The sequence below is a fragment of the Stenotrophomonas acidaminiphila genome, assembly GCF_001431595.1.
GTDB classification, from domain to species: Bacteria; Pseudomonadota; Gammaproteobacteria; order Xanthomonadales; family Xanthomonadaceae; genus Stenotrophomonas; species Stenotrophomonas acidaminiphila.
The window spans coordinates 383,675-404,936 of the sequence record NZ_LDJO01000026.1; the positions used below are offsets into that span (position 1 = coordinate 383,675).

At 71.3% G+C, this 21,262-nt stretch carries 20 protein-coding genes; 11 read left to right on the plus strand and 9 right to left on the minus strand.

Features of this window, described 5'->3' with window-relative positions; translation table 11 throughout:
* Positions 1–209 precede the first annotated feature (209 nt).
* Entirely contained in the window at positions 210–1,463 is a 1,254-nt protein-coding gene (locus tag ABB33_RS10090) for a flavohemoglobin expression-modulating QEGLA motif protein (RefSeq protein WP_056931996.1), read from the minus strand.
* 46 nt (positions 1,464–1,509) lie between these two features.
* Positions 1,510–2,607: a ribosome small subunit-dependent GTPase A gene (gene rsgA, locus ABB33_RS10095; RefSeq protein ID WP_054663083.1), complete on the minus strand. Its 1,098-nt coding sequence runs from the start codon at positions 2,605–2,607 to the stop codon at positions 1,510–1,512.
* Between the two features lie 129 nt (positions 2,608–2,736).
* Between rsgA and ABB33_RS10100 the strand changes: the two genes are divergently transcribed.
* The 4 genes from ABB33_RS10100 (at position 2,737) to ABB33_RS10115 (ending at position 5,770) form a co-directional block, all read left to right on the plus strand.
* Positions 2,737–4,008, plus strand: coding sequence for a pyridoxal phosphate-dependent aminotransferase (locus ABB33_RS10100; RefSeq protein ID WP_054668585.1), 1,272 nt, complete (start codon positions 2,737–2,739; stop codon positions 4,006–4,008).
* 9 nt (positions 4,009–4,017) lie between these two features.
* On the plus strand, positions 4,018–4,668 hold the full coding sequence (locus tag ABB33_RS10105; RefSeq protein ID WP_054663080.1) for an SGNH/GDSL hydrolase family protein: 651 nt from the start codon (positions 4,018–4,020) through the stop codon (positions 4,666–4,668).
* Positions 4,669–4,691: 23 nt separating this feature from the next.
* Entirely contained in the window at positions 4,692–5,363 is a 672-nt protein-coding gene (locus tag ABB33_RS10110) for a class I SAM-dependent methyltransferase (RefSeq protein WP_054663077.1), read from the plus strand.
* Between the two features lie 77 nt (positions 5,364–5,440).
* Positions 5,441–5,770 carry a DUF6172 family protein gene (locus tag ABB33_RS10115; protein WP_054663074.1) on the plus strand — a complete coding sequence of 110 codons (330 nt, stop codon included), beginning with the start codon at positions 5,441–5,443 and terminating at the stop codon, positions 5,768–5,770.
* A 43-nt stretch (positions 5,771–5,813) separates the two neighbouring features.
* Here ABB33_RS10115 and ABB33_RS10120 read toward each other — a convergent pair whose 3' ends face one another.
* Positions 5,814–7,070, minus strand: coding sequence for a DEAD/DEAH box helicase (locus tag ABB33_RS10120; RefSeq protein ID WP_056931997.1), 1,257 nt, complete (start codon positions 7,068–7,070; stop codon positions 5,814–5,816).
* A 40-nt stretch (positions 7,071–7,110) separates the two neighbouring features.
* Positions 7,111–7,905 carry a polysaccharide deacetylase family protein gene (locus ABB33_RS10125; RefSeq protein ID WP_182212529.1) on the minus strand — a complete coding sequence of 265 codons (795 nt, stop codon included), beginning with the start codon at positions 7,903–7,905 and terminating at the stop codon, positions 7,111–7,113.
* A 46-nt stretch (positions 7,906–7,951) separates the two neighbouring features.
* Between ABB33_RS10125 and grxD the strand changes: the two genes are divergently transcribed.
* The gene (grxD, locus tag ABB33_RS10130; RefSeq protein WP_054668584.1) at positions 7,952–8,878 is read left to right on the plus strand and encodes a Grx4 family monothiol glutaredoxin; all 927 of its coding nucleotides are present in this window, start codon (positions 7,952–7,954) and stop codon (positions 8,876–8,878) included.
* A 114-nt stretch (positions 8,879–8,992) separates the two neighbouring features.
* Here grxD and ABB33_RS10135 read toward each other — a convergent pair whose 3' ends face one another.
* The gene (locus tag ABB33_RS10135; protein WP_056931999.1) at positions 8,993–9,532 is read right to left on the minus strand and encodes a DUF924 family protein; all 540 of its coding nucleotides are present in this window, start codon (positions 9,530–9,532) and stop codon (positions 8,993–8,995) included.
* Between the two features lie 199 nt (positions 9,533–9,731).
* On the opposite strand from ABB33_RS10135, the gene ABB33_RS10140 reads away from it, so the two are divergent.
* From ABB33_RS10140 to ABB33_RS10160, 5 genes are all read left to right on the plus strand, one after another.
* Positions 9,732–11,141 (plus strand): amidohydrolase, encoded by a 1,410-nt coding sequence (locus tag ABB33_RS10140; protein ID WP_056932000.1) that lies wholly within the window; start codon positions 9,732–9,734, stop codon positions 11,139–11,141.
* Positions 11,138–12,403 carry an amidohydrolase family protein gene (locus ABB33_RS10145; protein ID WP_056932001.1) on the plus strand — a complete coding sequence of 422 codons (1,266 nt, stop codon included), beginning with the start codon at positions 11,138–11,140 and terminating at the stop codon, positions 12,401–12,403. The genes ABB33_RS10140 and ABB33_RS10145 overlap by 4 nt, the downstream gene beginning before the upstream one ends.
* Before the next feature lie 127 nt (positions 12,404–12,530).
* Positions 12,531–13,475, plus strand: a complete 945-nt coding sequence (locus ABB33_RS10150) for a DegV family protein (protein ID WP_054663057.1) — start codon at positions 12,531–12,533, stop codon at positions 13,473–13,475.
* A gap of 70 nt (positions 13,476–13,545) precedes the next feature.
* Positions 13,546–13,884: a hypothetical protein gene (locus ABB33_RS10155; RefSeq protein WP_056932002.1), complete on the plus strand. Its 339-nt coding sequence runs from the start codon at positions 13,546–13,548 to the stop codon at positions 13,882–13,884.
* Positions 13,885–14,571, plus strand: a complete 687-nt coding sequence (locus ABB33_RS10160) for a Dph6-related ATP pyrophosphatase (protein ID WP_056932003.1) — start codon at positions 13,885–13,887, stop codon at positions 14,569–14,571.
* A gap of 406 nt (positions 14,572–14,977) precedes the next feature.
* Here the strand turns inward: ABB33_RS10160 and ABB33_RS10165 are convergent, their stop codons facing one another.
* From ABB33_RS10165 to ABB33_RS10180, 4 genes are all read right to left on the minus strand, one after another.
* Positions 14,978–16,414 carry a GGDEF domain-containing protein gene (locus tag ABB33_RS10165; protein ID WP_056932004.1) on the minus strand — a complete coding sequence of 479 codons (1,437 nt, stop codon included), beginning with the start codon at positions 16,412–16,414 and terminating at the stop codon, positions 14,978–14,980.
* A gap of 97 nt (positions 16,415–16,511) precedes the next feature.
* The gene (gene fghA / locus ABB33_RS10170) at positions 16,512–17,342 is read right to left on the minus strand and encodes an S-formylglutathione hydrolase (RefSeq protein WP_054663045.1); all 831 of its coding nucleotides are present in this window, start codon (positions 17,340–17,342) and stop codon (positions 16,512–16,514) included.
* A gap of 53 nt (positions 17,343–17,395) precedes the next feature.
* The gene (locus tag ABB33_RS10175) at positions 17,396–18,505 is read right to left on the minus strand and encodes an S-(hydroxymethyl)glutathione dehydrogenase/class III alcohol dehydrogenase (protein ID WP_054663042.1); all 1,110 of its coding nucleotides are present in this window, start codon (positions 18,503–18,505) and stop codon (positions 17,396–17,398) included.
* Between the two features lie 136 nt (positions 18,506–18,641).
* Positions 18,642–18,917 carry a metal/formaldehyde-sensitive transcriptional repressor gene (locus ABB33_RS10180; RefSeq protein WP_054663039.1) on the minus strand — a complete coding sequence of 92 codons (276 nt, stop codon included), beginning with the start codon at positions 18,915–18,917 and terminating at the stop codon, positions 18,642–18,644.
* A gap of 655 nt (positions 18,918–19,572) precedes the next feature.
* Here ABB33_RS10180 and ABB33_RS10185 point away from each other — a divergent pair.
* Positions 19,573–21,258, plus strand: coding sequence for a ShlB/FhaC/HecB family hemolysin secretion/activation protein (locus ABB33_RS10185; RefSeq protein ID WP_056932005.1), 1,686 nt, complete (start codon positions 19,573–19,575; stop codon positions 21,256–21,258).
* Positions 21,259–21,262: the final 4 nt, after the last annotated feature.

A 21,262-nucleotide genomic window follows, 5' to 3' on the forward strand; every position in this document is an offset into this window, starting at 1 on the left:
CTTGCCGGCCGCCCGGGCGCGCGCCGTTCCCGGCAAAAACACCTGTCGAATCCGCGGTTTGGCGATGACCACCGACACTCGCACAATGGCGCCGGCCAGCACCGCGCCATGCCCATGCGCAGCCCCGGCCCATAGCCTGCGGCTGTGGGTCACGCAACCAATGCGAGGGCCAGGCCGTTGCATTGGCAACCAATACCTGCGCGCCCGCGCTACTCGCCGATGCGGTCCATGCGGATGCGGTTGGCGAACAGCGAGAACGCCAGGGTGCCGGCCAGCCGGTTGGCGCGCTGCAGCCACGGCGGCAGCCAGCGCGGCGGCGCCAGCACCCCGCTCTCGAACAACGGCGCCAGCGCCTGCGCGTCGCCCAGCGTCATCTTGCCGGCGAACAGCCAGTGGCAGTAACGCAGCTTCTCGTCGCGCAGCATCTGCCGGAAGAACGTATGCACCGACACCAGCCCGCACAGGTACACGGTGTCCTTGGTGAAGGCGCCGCCACCGTACACCGGCACCCCGCGGAACACCCGCTGGGCCGAGGCGAAACTCTCCTCCGCGGCCTGCCCGGCGTCGCGGAAGTAGCGGAACACCTCGATGAAATCGGCACCGCCGCGCGCCATCGCGACCGCCTCGATGCGCAGGCTGATGCGCTTGAGCCGCTGGATGTCGATGCTGCCGGTGATCTGCTCGGCGAACGTCGCCAGCCCCTCCTGGGTGGCGGTGACGCGCGGCGACGACAGCGCCAGGCTCGGCAGCAGCGCCTGCCGGCGTCCGTTGAGCGCGGTCAGCGAATGCACCAGCGCCTCGTGGTGGAACAGCTGCGCGCGGTCGTAGACGCTGAAACAGGCACCGCTGCGCAGGCGGATCTGGGTGGCGCCGGCCGCCGCCTTGGCGATCAGGTCCGGGTCCAGCACCACGTTGATCACGCGCGACTCGAAGAAGCCGTCCAGGTCGTTCTGCAGCTGCAGTTGCAGCGCGGTGGCCGACACCGGCACCTGTTCCTCGGGCGCCAGCAGCTCGTGGTCCAGCTCGTTGGCGATCTGGATGAAATGCCGCGCCGCCTCGCGCACCGTCGGCCCATGGCCGGGCATGGGCTGTTCCGGGGTACCGAACAACTGCGCCGACAGCGCATCCACTTCGCGCGTGCCCAGCGCTTCCAGCAGGCGCGCGGCCAGGTCCCAGCTGGCGACCGAATCACGCAGATAGCGGCCCAGCGGGTGCGCCGGATCGGCGGCCGTGGCGATCACCGCCAGTTCGCGCCGCGCCGCGCTGAAATCGTGCCGCGGGTAGGTCACCTGCGGCAGCTGCGGCGCACCGCGGGCCACACTGTCCAGGAACGGCGCCCGCGTCGACGCCGGCCAGCTGGCCAGGGTAAGCAGGCGGATGCCACGTACCGCCGCGACCAGCCGCGCGTCGAGCGCGGCGTGGTGGGCGATGGCCGGATCGGAAGGGGCGCTGGACAGGCTCATGCGGACACCATAGCAACCCGCTGCGGCCGCGCCGTCACGCGCCGGATCACCGCCGCTTCGGTTTCCCAGCCGGCCGCCACTGCGCGCCGCGGCCGCTGCTCCTGCGCTCGGTGGCCTGCTCGGCCTGGCGCTGGGCCAGCTTGGCCGCGGCCGCGGCCACTTCCTCGCGCAGCTTGAGGTAATTGAGCAGCCGGCTTTCGTCGATTTCGCCGCGTTCGATCGCCTCGCGCACCGCGCAGCCAGGCTCGTGCTGGTGCGAACAGTCGCGGAAGCGGCACTGCGTGGTCAGCGCCTCGATGTCGGCGAAGCCGCCCTCGGCCAGGGTTTCCTCGCCGGTGGGCTTGAGCTCGCGCATGCCCGGCGTATCGATCAGGCAGGCGCCGCCTGGCAGCGGCAGCAGGGCGCGGTGGGTGGTGGTGTGGCGGCCGCGCGAATCGCTGTCGCGCACCGCGCCGGTCTTCATCCGGTCCTCGCCCAGCAGCGTGTTGGTGAGCGTGGACTTGCCGGCGCCGGAGGAGCCGACCAGCACCACGGTGCGGCCCGGCCCCAGCCACGGTGCCAGCGCGGCAACGCTGGCCGGGTCCTTGCCGTTGATCGCCAGCAGCGGGATGTCCTGCGCGGCCAGGTCTTCCAGCACCGCCAGCGCGTCGGCGCCGTACTCGGTCTGGTCGGCCTTGGTCAGCACCACCACCGGCGCCGCGCCACCGCTGCCGGCCAGCATCAGGTAGCGCTCGATCCGGCGCGGATTGAAGTCCGCGTCCAGCCCGCAGACGATGAACACCGTATCGATGTTGGCGGCGATCACCTGCTGGTGGTAGTGCTCGCCCGCCGCGCCGCGCTTGATCGAGGTCCGCCGCGGCAGCAGCGCGACGATGCGCGCCTCCTCCAGCAGCACCCAGTCGCCGACCGCCGCGCGCTCGTGGCTGGGGAAGCGCGGCCGCTGCCACTCCGGCAGCGACTCGGCCTTGAGCGCGGCGTCGGGCGCATCGGCCACCACGTAGCCGGAACGGTGCTGCTCGATCACCCGCGCCGGGCGCGCCAGCGGATGTGCGGCGAAGGCGGCCTGCCATGCCGGGGCTTCGGGCGGGCCCGGCCAGGGCCAGCCGATGGGGCGCAGCGCGCTGAAATCGATGGTGTCGGTCATCGGCCAATTCTAAGCGGCACCGCGGCGCCGGCCGGCCCCGCCGGTGGATTTCGGTTCCGCCCGGAACCATCGCCCCGCATCGCAGCAATTCCGCTACCATGCGGTTTCCCGCCCATGATGGCCCCACGCATGTCAAGCCCTGCCAAGCCGCTGCCCACCCGCGAACGCCTGTCCGAAGTGCGCTACGAGATACGTGGCGAACTGGCCCGGCGAGCCCGTGAGCTGGAGGCCCAGGGCCGCAAGCTGATCAAGCTCAACATCGGCAACCCGGGCAACTTCGGCTTCCGCGCGCCCGAGCACCTGCAGCGCGCCATCGCCGACGACATGGGCCGCACCGACCCCTATACCCACCAGCAGGGGCTGCCGGTGGCGCGCGAGGCCATCGCCGCGGCATATGCGCGGCGCGGCGCGCCCGATGCCCACGCCGACCGCGTGTTCCTCGGCAATGGCGTGTCCGAACTGATCGACCTGTCGCTGCGCGCGCTGCTCAACCCCGGCGATGAAGTGCTGGTGCCCTCGCCCGATTACCCGCTGTGGTCGGCGGCCACCATCCTCAACGACGGCCGCCCGGTGTACTACCGCTGCCGGCCGGAGAACGGCTTCCAGCCCGACCCGGTGGAGATCGAGACGCTGGTGTCCTCGCGGACCCGCGCCATCGTGCTGATCAACCCGAACAATCCCAGCGGCGCCAGCTACCCGCGCGAGCTGCTGGAGAAGATCGTCGCCGTGGCCCGCAGGCACAACCTGCTGCTGCTGGTGGACGAGATCTACGACCAGATCCTCTACGACGGCGCGCAGTTCCAGCCGGTCGCGCCGCTGGCCGGCGACCACCCGTGCCTGACCTTCAGCGGCCTGAGCAAGGTGCACCGCGCCTGCGGCTGGCGCGTGGGCTGGATGCTGCTGTCCGGCGACGCCGCGCGGCTGGGCGAGTTCCGTGCCGCGCTCGACCTGCTCAGCGCGCTGCGGCTGTGCGCCAACGTGCCCGGCCAGTACGCCATCGAGGCGGCGGTCAACGGCCCGGACACCATCTCCGCGCTGTGCGCGCCCGGTGGCCGCCTGTACGAAACCCGCCGCGCGGTGATCGAGGCCTGCGACGCCAGCGAGCACCTGCAGCTGGTGGCGCCGGCCGGTGCGCTGTACGCCTTCCCGGCCGTGGTGGGCCCGGCCGCGCAGGGGTTCGACGACCACGAGTTCGCGCTGGAACTGATGAACGAGGAAGGCGTGCTGGTGGTGCCCGGCTCGAGCTTCAACGTGCCCTACCGCCACCACTTCCGGGTGACCCTGCTGCCCGAGGCCGGGGTCATGCGCGAAGTGTTCGGCCGCATCGACCGGGTGCTGGCGCGCCGCGCCGAGCGGATCACCAAGGTGGTGCCGCTGAAGACGCGCAGCGCGGTTGCCTGAGTCACGGCGATGGGCAGCAGCGAACCGGCCATGGCCAGCAGCGCGCGCTACCTGGCGCTGGGCGATTCCTACACCATTGGCGAAGGCGTGCCCGCCGAGGGCACCTGGCCGTTCCAGCTGGCCGCGGCGCTGCGTGCGCGCGGCATCGCGCTGGCCGACCCGCAGGTCATCGCCACCACCGGCTGGACCACCGACGAACTGGCCGCCGCCATCGACGCGGCCGCGCCACGCGGGCCGTACGCGCTGGCGAGCCTGCTGATCGGCGTCAACAACCAGTACCGCGGGCGGCCGCTCGCCGAGTACCGCCAGCAGTTCGAACAACTGCTGCAACGGGCGCTCGCGCTGGCCGCCGAGGATCCGCGGCGGGTGCTGGTGCTGTCCATTCCCGACTGGGGGGTGACTCCGTACGCGGCCGCGCATGGCCGCGACACCGCCGTCGTCGCGCGCGAGATAGACGACTTCAATGCCGCCGCCCGCGCCTGCTGCGGCGACTATGGCGTGGCCTTCGTCGACATCACCCCGGCCAGCCGCGCGCACGGCGCCGAGGCGGCGATGCTGGTGGACGACGGCCTGCACCCTTCCGCGGCGATGTACCGGCTGTGGATGGAACAGGCGCTGCCGGTGGCGGCGGACCTGCTGACCGACCCGACCGCCGCGTGAGCAGGTCGTCCGGGACCGCGGCCATGGCGGCCCACGATGCCCGGGCCATCGCCCGCGCGTTCGCCCCGCGCCATCCGCTGGGCAACCGCTGGGACTATTGCTACGTGCTGTCCAAGCTGCGCAGCGACCCGCTCTATCCCGGCGTGCTCGAGGCGCTGCGCGGCAGCCAGGCGCCACTGCTGGACATGGGCTGCGGGCTGGGCCTGCTGGCGCATGCGCTGCGCCACGACGGCCAACGGCAGCCCTACCGCGGGGTGGACAACGATGCCGCCAAGATCCGCCGCGCCGATGGCGTCGCCCACCGCGCCGGCCTGGCCGCCAGCCGTTTCGAGGTGATGGACCTGGCCACCACCCTGCCCGAGCACCGCGGCAGCGTGGCCATCCTCGATGTCCTCCAGTACCTGCCGGCCGAGGCGCAATCGGCGCTGCTGCGGCGCGCGGCGGCCATGCTCGATGGCGATGGCCGGCTGGTGCTGCGCATGGCCCTGGCCGACGACAGCCGCCGCGGCCGCATCTCGCGCATCGGCGACCGCGCCGCCAACTGGATCGGCTGGATGCAGTTCCGCCCGCGCCACTACCCCGATGCCGCCAGCCTGCGCACGCTGCTCGAGCAGGCCGGCCTGCGGGTCAGCCTCGCCCCGCTGTACGGCAACACGCCATTCAACAACTGGCTGCTGGTCGCTCACCGCGCCTGAACCACGGCGGCGCCGTTTGCGCGGATAATCGTGGCATTGCGCCGCCCGTCCCGGGCCGGCACCCTGACGAGAGTCCCGTGAGAAGAACCTACCGCCTCGATATCGAAGGCAAGCATCCCGACCGCCTGCTGGAAGCCAGCAAGCACGACATCCGCAAGTACATCAAGCGCGAGCGCGGCAAGGCCCTGCCGGCCGGCGCCGACTTCTGGGATTTCGACAGCAAGGCCGGGGTCGACGAGGCCAGCGCGCAGGCCGTGCCGTTCCCCGAGCTGATCCGCGCGGTGGATGCGCTGGTGGCCGCCGGCAACCGCCAGTTCTACGTGGAAGTGCTGCGCAAGCCCGGCAAGCGCACGCCGCGCCCGGCCGCGGCCGCCGACGTGCCGGCGGAAAGCGACTTCGAGGATTGAGCGCGCCTTCCGGTGCCGGGCCATGCCCGGCGCCGGGCGCGGTTCAACCGGCCGGCGTGCCTGCCGCCGCGGCGCGCAACCGGTCCTTCCGGCTCGGCCGGCGCCCCTTGATGCCGCCGTTGCCATCGCCTGCCGGCGCTGCGGCCGGCACCGCCCCGGTCGGCTCGAAACCCGGCACCACCTCCGGCTCCAGGCGCAGGCCATGGCGCCTGCAGATCAACCGCCAGTGCGCCAGCGCCGCGGCCTCGACCAGGCTCACCGCCAGTCCGGGGCTGCCGGCACGGCCGGTGCGGCCGATGCGGTGCAGGTAATCGGCCGGCGAACGCGGCAACGCATGGTTCACCACCACCGGCAGGCCGGCGATGTCGATGCCGCGCGCGGCCACGTCGGTCGCCACCAGCACCTGCAGCTGGCCCTCCTTGAACGCCTGCAGGGTGCGCACGCGGCGGCCCTGCGACAGGTCGCCATGCAACGCCTGCGCGGCGATGCCCTGCCCGCGCAGCGCGCCGGCCAGACGGTCGCCCTCGCGGATGCTGGCGACGAACACCAGCACCTGCCGCCAGCGCGGATCGCGCAGCAGCGACAGCAGCAGTTCGACGCGGCGCTCGCCATCGACCCGCAGCGCGCGCTGCTCGATCTGCGCGGGCGCCTGCGCATCGACCTGCAGGCGCGCGGGCGCGCGCAGGCCGGCCGCCGCCAATGCCTCGATCTGGTCGGGGAAGGTGGCCGAGAACAACGCCGTCTGCCGCTGCGCGGGCAGTCCTGCAAGGATCCGCCGCACCTCGTCGCCGAAGCCCAGCTCCAGCAGCCGGTCGGCCTCGTCCAGCACCAGCAGCTGCACCTGGCGCAGCGACAGCGCGTTGTGCGCCAACAGATCGAGCAGGCGCCCGGGCGTGGCCACCACCACGTCGGCCCCACCGCGCAGCGCCATCATCTGCGGGTTGATCGACACCCCGCCCACCGCGCACACCACCCGCGGTTGCCGCGGCAGCTCCCGGCCGAGCGTGGCGAACACGTCGGCCACCTGCAGCGCCAGCTCGCGCGTGGGCACCAGTACCAGCTGCCGCAGCTCCCGCGGCCTGCGCGGCGTGGCCATGGCGAACCGCTGCAGCGCCGGCAGCACGTAGGCGGCGGTCTTGCCCGAACCGGTCGGGGCCAGCGCCACCACGTCCCGGCCCTGCAGCAGCACCGGCACCGCCTGCTGCTGGATCGGCGTGGGGGCGCCGTAGCCGGCCTGCCGCAGCGCGCGTGCCAGCGCGGGCAGTACGTAGGGAGACAGGCCGAGTCGGGAAAAGGGCATGCTGTGGTTCCAGGCGCCGCCGGCGTGGCGGGCGGCGAGTCTAAGCGGTTTCCGGCGGCAGGCGCGCCTGCAGCCCGCGGGCCTGCAGTTGCCGCAGCACCGATTCCATGATGGCGACATTGTGGCCGTGCGCCGCACCTTCATGCAGCAGTACCACCGCGCCCGGCACCAGGTCGCGGGCGATGCGCGCCACCACCGTGTCCGGCTGGCAGCGCACGCCGTCGAAGCCGCGCGCGCTCCAGCCGACCCGCGCCAGGCCATGCCGGCGCAGCGCCGCGGCGACGAACGGGTTGGTCATGCCGACCACCGAGCGGTACCAGCGTGGCGGCGTCCCGGCGATCTCCGTCAACACCTGCTGGCAACGGCCGATCTCGGCGGCCATCCGCCGTGGCCCGAGGCGCCAGAACCAGGCCTGCGGATGCGAATGGCTGTGGTTGCCCAGCCCATGGCCGCGGCGCAGCACCTCGCGCACCAGCTCCGGCCGCGCCGCCGCGCGCTGCCCGACCATGAAAAAGGTGGCGCGGGCGTCGTGGCGGTCGAGCAGGTCGAGGATCGCCAGGGTGTCGTCGGACGGGCCATCGTCGATGGTCAGCCATACCGCCGGGCCGGGCAGCGACGACAGTACCGGCGCGTAGAAGCGGCTGTTGGGCAGGAACACCGGCACCACGAACAGCGCATGGCTGGCCAGCAGCAGTGGCAGGCCGGTCGCCCAGCCCAGCCCTCCCCAGGCCAGCGCCACCAGCGCCTGCGACAGCAGCAGCCAGCCGACCCAGCGCCAGGGATGGCGCGGCGTGCGATGCAGGGTTCCCGTGGCGGTCATGTCCCATGATGCCATGGGGCGTAGAATCGGCCCTGTCTTCGACCAACCTCACGAGTTCATGATGTCCCTGGATCCCGCCGTGCGCGAACGCATCGAATCCCTCCTCGGCGCCAACCGCGTCGTCCTGTTCATGAAGGGCCAGCCGTCCATGCCGCAGTGCGGCTTCTCGGCCAAGGCCGTCGGCGCGCTGCAGGACCTCGGCGTGGATTTCGCCCACGTCAACGTGCTGGCCGACGGGGAAATCCGCGAAGGCATCAAGGCCTATGGCGACTGGCCGACCATCCCGCAGCTGTACGTGGACGGCGAACTGGTCGGTGGCAGCGACATCATCCTGCAGATGGCCAACAGCGGCGAACTCAGCACGCTGCTCGGGGTGGCGCCGCCGGACCGCACCCCGCCCTCGATCACCATCACCCCGGCTGCGGTGGAAATGCTCAAGGGCGCGCTGGCCGACGCCCCGGGCGCCGCGCTGCAGCTGAGCATCGACGCGCGCTTCCAGCCGAACTTCCAGCTGGTGCCGCTGGACGCCAACGCCATCGCCGCCGAATCCAACGGCCTGCGCGTGCAGTTCGACGCGGCCAGCGCGCGTCGCGCCAACGGCATCACCATCGACTGGGTGGACGACATCCGCGGCCAGGGCCTGGCCATCGACAACCCCAACGCGCCCCGGCCGGTGCAGGAACTGGACGTGCGCGGCGCCGACGACCAGCTGCGTGCCGGCACCCTGACCGTGGTGGACGTGCGCCCGGCCGACGAACGCGCCATCGCCGCGATCAACGCCCCGTTCGAGACCTTCGACGGCGACAACCGCGCCCGCCTCGAGGCGCTGCCCAAGGACACCGCGCTGGCCTTCCTGTGCCACCGCGGCGGACGCAGCGCGCAGGCGGCCGAGCAGTTCCGCGCGCTGGGCTTCACCCGCGTCTACAACGTCACCGGCGGCATCGATGCCTGGGCGCAGGACGTGGACAACAGCGTGCCGCGCTACTGACCGGGCAGCCCGCACCGCAACCGCATGGACAGGACACCGGCCCCAGGCCGGTGTCTTCGTCTGGGCAGCCGCCCTGGGTACGCGGCGGCACGTTGCCGCGCCGGCCCGCCGCCGTCAGCCGGCGAAACCGCCCTCGGCCAGGAAGTGCAGCTCCTCCGGCGTGGGAATCCGGCCCAGCACGGCGTTGCGGTGCGGGAACCGGCCGAAGCGGCGGATGATGTCGCGGTGCAGCTCGGCGAAACGCAGGTACTCCAGGTCGCCGAGCACCTCGAACATCGCCACCGAGCGCTCCTGGTCCTGCGGGTCTTCCGAGTGTTCGAACGGCAGGTAGATGAAGGCGCGCAGCTGCGGCGTCAGTTCGCGGTCCAGTCCTTCCTCGATGGTGCGCATGGCGTAGTGCCGCGCCAGTCCATCGGTCGCGAAGGAATGGGCGGTGCCACGGAAGCAGTTGCGCGGAAACTGGTCGAGCAGGATCTGCAGCGCCAGCGCGCCATCGGCGCTGTGCAGCCACTCCTCGCAGCCGCGGCGCGCGGCCAGGTAGTGCAGGTCCAGGAAGCGCCGGCGGAACTCCTCGTCGAAGGCGTCGTCGCGCGCGAACCACCGCCGCGGCCCCGCCGAACGCCAGAAATCCACCACTGTCTGTACTGCTTCCATCACTCCAGTCCCTGATCGTTCGGCTGCCCGGGGGCGACGCCGGCCCGCGACCGTGCAGCTTAAGCGGCCGGCACCTGTCTGGATACCACCGCGGCCGCGGCGCCCGATCGCGCCTGCAACCCCGCCAGTCCATGCACTTGGCAAATCCCGGGGCCACGGCTAGCGTGCGGGCACCTTCCACGCCGCCTATGGAGAACCCATGCGACACCGACTGCTGGCCGGGCTCGGCCTGGCGCTGGCCTGCGCGCATCCCGCGCCCGCCGACGCCACCTCGCGCTTCGTGCAGGATCCCTACCCCAGCACCTATCGCCCGCTGCCCGCCGCACCGGTGCTGATCAGCCATGCCACCGTGCTCGACGGCACCGGGCGCCGCCTGGACGACGCCGACGTGCTGCTGGCCGACGGCCGCGTGGTCGCGGTCGGCAACGCACTGCAGGCACCGGCCGACGCGGTGCGCGTGGACGGCCGCGGCAAGTGGGTCACGCCGGGCATCATCGACGTGCATTCGCACCTGGGCGTGTACCCCAGCCCGGGCGTGCAGGCGCATGGCGACGGCAACGAGATGACCGCGCCGGTGACCGCCAACGTCTGGGCCGAGCATTCGGTGTGGCCGCAGGACCCGGGCTTCGCCGCGGCACTGGCCGGCGGCGTGACCGCGATGCAGGTGCTGCCCGGCTCGGCCAACCTGGTCGGCGGCCGCGGGGTGACGCTGAAGAACCTGCCGGCCACCACCTACCAGGCGATGAAATTCCCCGACGCGCCGTGGGGCCTGAAGATGGCCTGCGGCGAGAACCCCAAGCGCGTATACGGCGGCAAGGGCACCGCCCCGGCCACGCGCATGGGCAACGTCGCCGGCTACCGCGCGGCCTTCATCGACGCAAGCGAGTACATCGCCAAGAACAGCGCCGCGCCGGTCAAGCGCAAGCGCCGCTTCGGCGGCGGCGACAACGGCGACAGTTCCGGCGACAGCGGCGGCAAGCGCGACCTCAAGCTGGACACGCTCGCCGGCGCCATCCAGGGCGACATCCGCGTGCACATCCACTGCTACCGCGCCGATGAGATGGCGACCATGCTCGACCTGGCCAAGGAGTTCGGCTTCAAGGTCGCCGCCTTCCACCACGGCGTGGAGGCCTACAAGCTCGCCGACCGGCTCGCCGCCGAAGGCGTGTGCGGCGCGCTGTGGGCCGACTGGTGGGGCTTCAAGATGGAAGCCTTCGACGGCATCCAGGAGAACATCGCGCTGGTCGACCGCCCGGCCAACAGCTGCGCCATCGTCCATTCCGATTCCCCCGAAGGCATCCAGCGGTTGAACCAGGAAGCGGCCAAGGTCATCGCCAGCGCACGCCGCGCCGGCATGGGCGAGATCGCGCCGGAACACGCCATCCGCTGGCTCACCGCCAATGCGGCACGCGCACTGGGCATCGAGCAGCGCACCGGTACCCTGGAGCCGGGCAAGATGGCCGACGTGGTGGTATGGAACGGCAACCCCTTCAGCTCCTACGCGCTGGCCGAGAAGGTCTACGTCGATGGTTTCCAGGCCTACGACCGCGGCAACCGCGCGCAGCAGCCACTGAGTGATTTCATGCTCGGCCAGGAGGTGCGGCCATGAGCGCGTCCATCGTGTTCCTGCGCCGCCTGGCGCTGCTGGCCGCGGCGCTTCCGGGCATCGCCTGCGCCCAGGACGTACTGGTCCGCAACGCCACCGTGCACACCGCCACCGCGCGCGGCACGCTCACCGCCAACGACGTGCTGGTGCAGGGTGGGGTGATCCGCGCCATCGGCCCGGCGCTGGCCGCGCCGGCCGGCGTCGAAGTGATCGATGCCGGCGGCCGCCCGCTGACCCCGGCGCTGTTCGGCGGCATCACCGACATCGGCGTGGAGGAAGTCTCCGGCGAGGCCGCGACCGTGGACAGCGCGGTGAAGCTGGAAGACCAGCCGCAACGCCCCGAGTTCGACGTCACCCTGGCCTACAACCCCGACTCGGTGCTGGTGCCGGTGGCGCGCGTGGAAGGCATCGGCTTCACCGCGCTGGGCGCCAACAGCGGCGGCGGTTTCATCGCCGGCCAGGGCGGCGTGCTGCGCCTGGACGGCAGCGCCGACCCCATCGGCCCGCGCATGCTGTTCGTGCGCATGGGCGCGGCCGGCTCGGAACTGTCCGGCAGCTCGCGCGCCGCGCAATGGATGCTGCTCGACCAGATGGTGGCCGAGGCCCGCGGCCGCATCGCCGCCGACTCGCCGCATGCCTTGCTGACCCCGGCCGGGCGCGCGGTACTGGCGCGCTACCTGGGCGGCAGCGGGCGCTTCGTGGTGCGCGTGGACCGTGCCGCCGACATCCGCCAGCTGCTGCGCTGGGCCGGGCGCGAGCAGGTGCGCGTTGCCATCGCCGGCGGCGCCGAGGCCTGGCGCCTGGCACCGCAGCTGGCCGCAGCCGGCGTGCCGGTGTTCGTCGACGCACTGTCCAACCTGCCGGCCAGCTTCGACCAGATCGGCGCGACCCTGGAGAACGCCGCGCGCCTGCACGCGGCCGGCGTGCCGGTGGCCTTCAGCCAGGACGGCGACGCCTCGCACAACGCACGCAAGATCCGCCAGCTGGCCGGCAACGCGGTCGCCCACGGCCTGCCCTGGGATGCGGCGCTGGCCGGGCTGACCCGGGTGCCGGCACAGGCGTTCGGGGTGGCCGACCGCATCGGCAGCATCGCAGTGGGCCAGCAGGCCGACCTGGTGCTGTGGGAAGGCGACCCGCTGGACGTGGGCCACTATGCCGAGCGCATGTGGCTGGGTGGACGCGCGGTGCCGATGCGCTCGCGCCAGACCGAGCTGCGCGACCGCTACCTGCGCGGCAGCGCGACCCCGCCGGCCTACCGCCGCTGATGTCCCGCCCGCTCCTGGCGCCATGGCCGGGAGCGGGCAGCGCCCCCCGCGGGGCGCGCCACCTGCCGCGGCGACGGTTTTGGGTTAGTGTGACCGCAGCCACACCAACGTACCGGGGGGTTCGACCATGCGCATCGGGATCGTCGTGGATTCGGCCTGCGACCTGCCGGCCGACTTCATCCGCGAACACAGGCTGGTGCTGCTGCCGATCACCGTGCGCATCGGCGAAGCGGTACTGGCCGACCACCGCGAGGAGGACGCCACGCTGAACTTCCTCGACACCCACGTCGCCGAACGCGGCGCCGAGGCCGAGACCATCCCGTTCAGCGTCAACCAGATCCGCGACCTGTTTCTGCAGCACCTGGTGATCGACTACGACCACGTGTTCTGCCTGACCATCACCAAGACCCGCAGCCCGATCCACGACAATGCGCTGCAGGCCAGTTTCGCCATCCTCAACGAGTACCGGCCGATCCGCCAGGCCGCCGGGCACAACTCGCCGTTCGCCCTGCGCGTGCTCGACAGCCAGAACCTGTTCGCCGCGCAGGCGGTGACCGCGGTGGAGGCGGTACGGCTGCGCGATGCCGGCGTCGGCGTGGCGCAGATGCGCGAGCAGCTGGAACAGCTGGCCGGCAACGTGCACGGCTACATGATCACCCGCGACCTGTACTACATGCGTGCGCGCGCCCGCCACAAGGGCGACCGCAGCGTCGGCCTGTTCACCGCCGCGCTGGGCAGCGCGCTGGACATCAAGCCGGTGCTGCACGGCTACCGCGGCGAGACCGCGCCGGTGGCCAAGATCAAGGGCTTCGACAACGCGGTGCAGCGGCTGTTCGACTTCGTCGGCCAGCGCGTGGCGAACGGCCTGCTGACCCCGGTGGTCTGCATGAGCTACGGCGGCCCGCTCGACGAACTGCGCGCCCTGCCCGGCTACGCCACCCTGCGCGAGACCTGCCAGGCGCACGGCGTGACCCTGCTCGAGACGGTGATGAGCCTGACCGGCATGGTCAACGTCGGCAAGGGCGCGGTGACGGTCGGCTTCGCCGACCAGCCGCACGCATTCGACAGCTGATCCGCGCCGGCGTGTACGCGGGCACCACGCCCGCTGCGCCACACTCCCCACCCACCCAAGGAGACCCCGCATGCCCGTGCACTATTCGATTTCGTTGCCCGATCCCTCCGCCGCGCGCGGCAGCGATCCGCGCCTGTCGTTCACCGCCAACGGCGCCGACACGTTCGCCGAGCAGCTGCAGGACGCCCTGCGCACGCCGGCCCTGTTCGAACGCTGGCGCGCCACCCAGGAGGATCCCGACGATGTCGACCCGAGCTGGGGCGTGACCGACCCCGGGGCGACGGTAAGCGGCAGGCAATCGGACCTGCGCATCGACCTGGTCGCCATCACCCGCATTCCCGGCGACGTCCTCAAGCAGCGCCTGCGCTGGCTGGCCGGCAGCCACTGGGAACTGCGCGACGTCTGCTGAGTGGCCACCCCGGTCCTGCTTTCCTGGAGCGGCGGCAAGGATGCCGCCTGGGCGCTGCACGCCCTGCGCCAGCGCCAGGACGTCGAAGTCGTCGCACTGCTGAGCACCCTCACCGAAGGCTACGAGCGCGCGTCGATGCAGGGCGTGCGCGAGGAAGTGCTGCGCCTGCAGGCCCATGCCGCCGGCCTGCCGCTGCTGCGCGCCTGGATCCCGCAGGACTGCGACAATGGCGGCTACCTGCAGCGCATGGGCCAGGCGCTCGAAGCCGCCCGCCTGCGCTGGCCGGCACTGCGCACCCTGGCCTTCGGCGACCTGCTGCTGGAGGACATCCGCCACTGGCGCCAGCAGCAGTACGCCGCGCTGGACTGGGACTGCCTGTTCCCGCTGTTCGGTCGCGATACCGCCACCCTGGCGCGGCAGATGATCGACGGTGGCCTGCGCGCGCGGCTGTGCTGCGTGGATACACGGGTGCTGGACGCGGCGTTCGCCGGCCGCGCCTTCGACCACGCCCTGCTCGACGCGCTGCCGGCCGGCATCGATGCCTGCGGCGAGAACGGCGAGTTCCACACCTGCGTCAGCGCCGGCCCGATGTTCGGCGCGCCGCTGCGCTTACGGCAGGGCGATACCGTATTGCGCGATGCGCGCTACGCCTACACCGACTTCGCGGCGGACGACGGACCGTCATGATCCCGGCCACCGCCACGATGCTGCACATCCACCGCCGCTGATCCGGCCGCATCCCCGCCAGCCTGACCGGGATCTCGGCGCAGGCACCCGTGTAGCGGATCACCGGCTTTACCCGGGTCCCCTGGCTCCTGGTGGAGATCCGGGGGTGTCCCACCTGCGCGGGTCGTTGCGGCCGGCATGAGGGTTCCCTGCGTCCCTCTGGACCGTGCCTGCCTGTACGACAGGGCCAATTCCGCCGCCTGCTTGGTGATCATGCCCATCCAGGGCGACGCCCACACGACCTACGGACACGGGGCGGTAGCACCGCTCGCCTAAGGCCTGCACCCGGCGGCGGCCCGGGACACGCGCCTGACCACGCGCAGCCGGGCGTGCAGACCGTGGCCGGATCGACCTGGACATGCGCCGGTCAACCCGCGCTGGCTGCCGTTGCCGGCCCCCGGCCGGCGTCTTCCCATACCTCCACGCGGTTGCGGCCGGCGCGCTTGGCCGCGTACAGCGCCACGTCCGCGCCAGCCAGCAATGCCTCCGGCGACTGCAGCAACGGCGCCCCCGTGCCCGCCACGCCAACGCTGATGGTCACCATCTGCGGCAGCACGTCGCCCGGGATGGCCTGTATCGCGGCGCGCAGGCGTTCGCCCAGTTCACGCGCGCTGTCCGGATGCGTGGCCGGTGCCACCACCGCGAACTCCTCGCCACCGTAACGGGCCACCAGGTCGCCACCACGCGCCGCGGTCGCCTGCAGGACCGCCGCCACCTGCTGCAGGCAACGATCTCCCGCCGGGTGCCCATGGCGGTCGTTGAACCACTTGAAATGGTCGATGTCGATCAGCAGCAGCGACAGCGCACTGCCCTGTCGGCAGGCGCGGTTCCATTCGGCCTGCAGCACCGCGTCGAACTGCCGGCGGTTGGCGACGCCGGTAAGCCCGTCCAGACGCGACAACGCGTCCAGCGCCGCCTGCCGCTCCAGCAGCCCGATCTGCAGCAGCATGCTGCGCAGTCCGAAGCCCATGATCGCTGCCACGAAGCCGGCCAGTGCCCAGTAGCGCGCGTGGTCCACGACCAGGGTGGCCACCACCAGCAGCAGCAACGGCAGGATCATCGGCCCGCCCGCCTGCACCGCATGCCGCAACCCGCTGCGTTCGACGGGCGGCATCGATTCGTGCGCGCGCGGCGCCAGCACCGCCAGCAACAGGAAGGGCAGATCGATCAACAGGTCGGCGTACTGGCCGAACGGGCTGTACTCGGAAAAATGGTTGATGTAGCCGGCCACCAGCAGATAGGCCAGCGCGTAGATCGCCAACACGCGGAAGAACGCGCGACGGTCCGGCAGGTCCATGCTGGCCCAGCGCAGCAATGCGAACGCCGCGATGCAGGCATTCTGGATATCGAACAACAGGCGCACGCTGTTCATGCCGGCCTCGCCGGCATTGGCGTGGAACCGGGTATGCAGGAAGAACAGCACGCCCAGCAGGGCCGCCAGCAGGGCATCGATCAGGCTGATCGCCCAGCGCTCGCGACGTGCGCGTGCCAGCACGAACACCAGCGGCACGCCGTAGACCACGTACAGCAGCAGGCTGATCTGTGGCGTCCCCGTGGCATCACCGCCCCGCAGCGTATCGACCATGTTCATGGCCATGCCACCGGCCCACAGCAGCATGGCCAGCGCAGTCGCCCGCCAGCCCAGCGCCACCCGCCGCTGCCGTGCCTGCCGCAGGCAGGCCGCAGCGGCCAGCAGCGGCGCGGCGATGAGGAAGCAGAACGAGGCGACGCTGGCCGACCCCGGCAGCAACGCCAGCGCGAGGCCATGGCACAACACGAACAGGACCGCCACCATCACCGGCATGTGTCGCCCCCTTGTCGGCGCCGATGGCCGGACGATAGCAAGCGGTGATGTGCAAGGCGCGACAATGCCGGCGCGCGCCCCCGGGACCCGCGGCCGATCAGGCCAGCGCGCGGGCGTGGTGGGCGATGTGCTCGCCGATGAAGCTGGCGATGAAGTAGTAGCTGTGGTCGTAACCGGGCTGCATCCGCAGCTGAAGCGGATGGCCGGCGGCCGCGCAGGCATCGCGCAGCAGCTGCGGGCGCAGCTGCGGCTCGAGGAATTCGTCGGCGTCGCCCTGGTCGACCAGCAGCGGCAGGCGCTCGCCGGCTCCGGCCACCAGCGCGGTGGCGTCGTACTGCAGCCAGGCATCGCGGTCCTGGCCCAGATAGGCGGCAAACGCCTTCTCGCCCCACGGCACCTGCGACGGCGCCACGATCGGCGAGAACGCCGACACGCTGCGGTAGCGGCCCGGATTGCGCAGCGCGATCACCAGCGCGCCGTGCCCCCCCATCGAATGGCCGCTGATCGCGCGCGCATCGCTGGCCGGGAACCGCGCCTCGACCAGCGCCGGCAGCTCGCCCACGACGTAGTCGTACATGCGGTAGTGCGGCGCCCACGGCGCCTGCGTGGCGTTGAGGTAGAACCCCGCGCCCTTGCCCAGGTCGTAGCCTTCGGCATCGGCCACGTCGTCGCCGCGCGGGCTGGTGTCGGGCGCCACGAGGATGATGCCGTGCTCGGCGGCGTAGCGCTGCGCGCCGGCCTTGGTGATGAAGTTCTGCTCGGTGCAGGTCAGCCCGGACAGCCAGTACAGCACCGGCAGCCGGGCCCCGTCCTGCGCCTGCGGCGGCAGGTAGACGCCCAGCGTCATGTCGCAGCCCAGCACCTGGGAGCGGTGCCGGTACACATCCTGCCAGCCGCCGAAACAGGCGCGGTGTTCGATTCGTTGCATGGTTCTCTCCAGTGACGCGGACACATGGCCGGGGCACGCACCCCGGCCGGCCGTCAGAAGTGGACGACGCTGCGGATCGACTTGCCTTCGTGCATCAGATCGAAGGCATCGTTGATCTGCTCCAGGCCCATGGTGTGGGTGACGAACGGCGCCAGCTCGATATCGCCCTTCATCGCGTCCTCGACCATGCCCGGCAGCTGGCTGCGGCCCTTCACCCCGCCGAAGGCGGTGCCCATCCACCTGCGCCCGGTGACCAGCTGGAACGGGCGGGTGGAAATCTCCTGGCCGGCACCGGCCACGCCGATGATCACGCTCTGGCCCCAGCCGCGGTGCGCGCACTCCAGCGCCGCGCGCATCACGTTGACGTTGCCGATGCATTCGAAGCTGTGGTCCACGCCCCAGCCGGTCATCTCCACGATCACCTGCTGGATCGGCGCATCGTGCTCCTTCGGGTTGACGCAGTCGGTGGCACCGAACTGCCGGGCCAGCTCGAACTTCGAGGGATTGGTGTCGATGGCGATGATGCGCCCGGCCTTGGCCTGGCGTGCGCCCTGGATCACCGCCAGGCCGATGCCGCCGAGGCCGAACACGGCCACGCTGTCGCCTTCGGCCACCTTGGCGGTGTTGTGCACGGCGCCGATGCCGGTGGTGACGCCGCAGCCCAGCAGGCACACGTGCTCCGGGTTGGCCTCCGGGTTGACCTTGGCCAGCGACACTTCGGCCACCACGGTGTACTCGGAGAAGGTCGAGCAGCCCATGTAGTGGTAGATCGGCTCGCCGTTGTAGGAGAAGCGGCTGGTGCCGTCTGGCATCACGCCCTTGCCCTGGGTGGCGCGCACGGCGGTGCACAGGTTGGTCTTGCCGCTCTTGCAGAACAGGCACTGGCCGCACTCGGCGGTGTACAGCGGGATGACGTGGTCGCCCGGCTTCACCGAGGTCACGCCCTCGCCGACCTCGACCACGATGCCCGCGCCTTCATGACCGAGCACGCATGGGAACAGGCCTTCCGGGTCATCGCCGGACAGGGTGAATGCATCGGTATGGCAGACGCCGGTGTGGGTGATCCGTACCAGCACTTCGCCCTGCTTCGGCGGGGCGACGTCGATCTCGACGATCTGCAGCGGCTGGCCGGGGCCGAAAGCGACGGCGGCGCGTGACTTCATGGTTGTCTCCTGTAGCGGTTGTTCGGGTTTGGCGGATTCGAAGCGGGCTGGCGGGAGCGATGCGGTGCTTCGATCCGTGGCGGGCGGCTGCCAGCGGACGGGGGCAAAGGCGCGGCCATCGCGACCGGCATCGCGCCTACTTCAGGTAGGAACGGATCAGGCCGGACATTTCGGCCACGCGCGCGGCACGCTGCGCCGGTGACTGCGCCGGCTGGCCGAACTCCTCGCGCAGGTGCGCTTCCATCACTTCGGACATCAGCCCGTTGACGGCACCGCGGATGGCCGCGATCTGCTGCAGCACCGGCCCGCAGTCGGCGCCGGCCTCCAGCGCGCGCTCCAGTGCATCGCATTGGCCGCGGATGCGCCGCACCCGCGCCAGCACCTTCTTTTTTTCCTCGGGTGAATGCGGCACGCGCCCACTCCTATCCTGTACTGGGGGACAGTATATTGGACGAGCGCCCGGCCGTCAGTGCTCCTACGCGCGCGCCCGGACCGGCCTGACCTGCGTAGCGGGTCTAGCGGGACTGCTCGGAACGGGACCGATGCCGTCCCTGGCGCGCGGAGGGCGCGGACGGGGACTTCGGGCGCCAGCGCGCAGAGGGAGAGGATGCAGCCGCATGGATGGGGTGCATCAGGCCATCGAATCCGCCGCCGGATGCGCTCGTCCGCAGCGCCCGGTCCACGCCTGCCCGCCAGGTGGTGCCGGCGTGAATGAGCGGCCCCGGGTGCTGCATCCGCGTCGGGGGAGGCGGAACGTCCGGGTGCACCGGACAGGACCCGGGGCGGCAATGCGCTCTGGAGTTCCGCGCCGGCGATGACACCTGCGTGCCTGGGTCCGCATGGCTCCGGGCGGCGGCCCCTGCGCCCGGATGGACCGCGGACGGTGGCCGTTTCCAGGGCCGGCCCGACCCCGCCGCAGGGCCGGCAATTCAAATTGAGATATGTGTCACATATCATTCCGCCCACCCGAAATCGGGTGATGCCATCAGGCCGTTTTTCCCGGTTAGAAAGTAGGCCGGTCGCGTTCCCAGCAAGCGTTCTCAAAATCACCAACGGATACCACGCTGATGCCTTCCAATGGCAGCAACACCCCGATTCGCGTCCCCCGCTTCCACCCCCTGCGCTGCACCGTACTGGCCGCCGCGTTGGCGTCCGTCCTCAGCCCCTGCGCGTTCGCGCAGGATGCCGCGCCCACCACGACGGTCGCCACCGTGCATGTCGCCCGCATCGCGGTCGAAGGCGTCGGCGAACACCCGTCCAGCGGCATCGGCCGCGCGGCCATCGATGCAGTCGCCAACCAGGCCCTGCGCGATATCAGCCCCACGCTGCCGGTGGCGCTGAACTTCGAGCAGATCAAACAGATCACCGCACGCATCACCCAGGCCTACCGCGACGCCGGCTTCCTGGTCTCGGTGGCCTACGTGCCGCCGCAGCAGATCGACGACAGCCAGACGCTGACCCTGAAGGTGATGGAAGGCCGGGTTGGCCGGGTGCTGGTGCAAGGCAGCCGGCGCTATCGCGACGACCAGCTCGGCGCCAGCAGCCTGGGCCTGATCGGCCGCCCGCTGCGCCAGACCGAGCTGGAGCGCGCCCTTCTCTACGCGCGTGACCTGCCCGGGGTGTCAGTCACCTCGGTGCTGCAGCCGGGCCAGAACGAAGGCGAGACCGACATCATCCTGGTCGCCCGGGACAGTGATCGTCCCTACGAAATCACCGCCGGCCTGAGCAACCACGGCACCGACAGCACCGGCCGGTATCGCGCCGAGCTGGGCGTGAGTGCCTTCAATGCGCTGGGCATGGGCGACGTGCTCGCCGCCAGCGTCGGCTACGGGCTGGACCCGGCCGACAGCTGGCAGGCAGCGTTGTCACTGAGCGCGCCCCTGGCAAAGGTCGATGGACTGAGCGCCATTGCCGGCGTCAGCCGCAGCGAGATCGAGCTCAACTCCGGGCCGTTCGCCGCCCTCGGCATCAAGGGCCCGACCACGCTCTACTACGCAGGCAGCGACTGGAAGTTCATCCAGCGCCCGGACCTGCAGGTCCAGGCTTCGATGCGCTGGATCCATGAGGAATCCAGGCTTGAAGGGCTGGACATCGAGCTCTCACGCCACACCTTCGACGTGATCGATGCCGGCGTGAGCCTGCGCCACACCGATCGCCGCTGGCGTGGCATGAACCTGGCGCAGCTGTCGGTGCGCAAATCCATCAACGATGACTCCCCTCCCTTCAACTGGCTGTATGCCGCGCACGAGTCCTACTTCTGGGTGGGCCGGCTGTCGCTGGCGCGCCTGCAGGCGCTGCCCGGCAACCAGCGCCTGCTGCTGCGCGGCAGTGCCCAGTTCACCGATGACGCCCTTACCCCGGTGGAGCAGTTCAGCATCGGCGGGCCGACCAGCGTGCGCGCCTATCCGCTGTCAACGGCACTGGGTGACCGTGGCGTGCAGGCGACCTTCGAGTACCAGGTCAGCGCACCGGGCTTTGCCGACACGCCTTCGCCGTTCAATGGCCGCCGCTGGGGCGACCTGGTCGAGCTGAACCTGTTCTACGACTGGGGCCGCACTTCCCCGGCACCGGACAACCGCCGTATCGGCTTCCAGCCCACGACGCTGGAAGGCGCCGGCGTTGCCATCGGCCTGCGGCTGCCATGGAAGCCGGACCTGCGGCTGGACGTGAGCGGCGCCAGGCCTGCTGGCAGCCATCGCGCCGCCGATGGACGCAGCACCCAGTACTGGGCGCGCATCAGCACCACTTTCTGAGGAC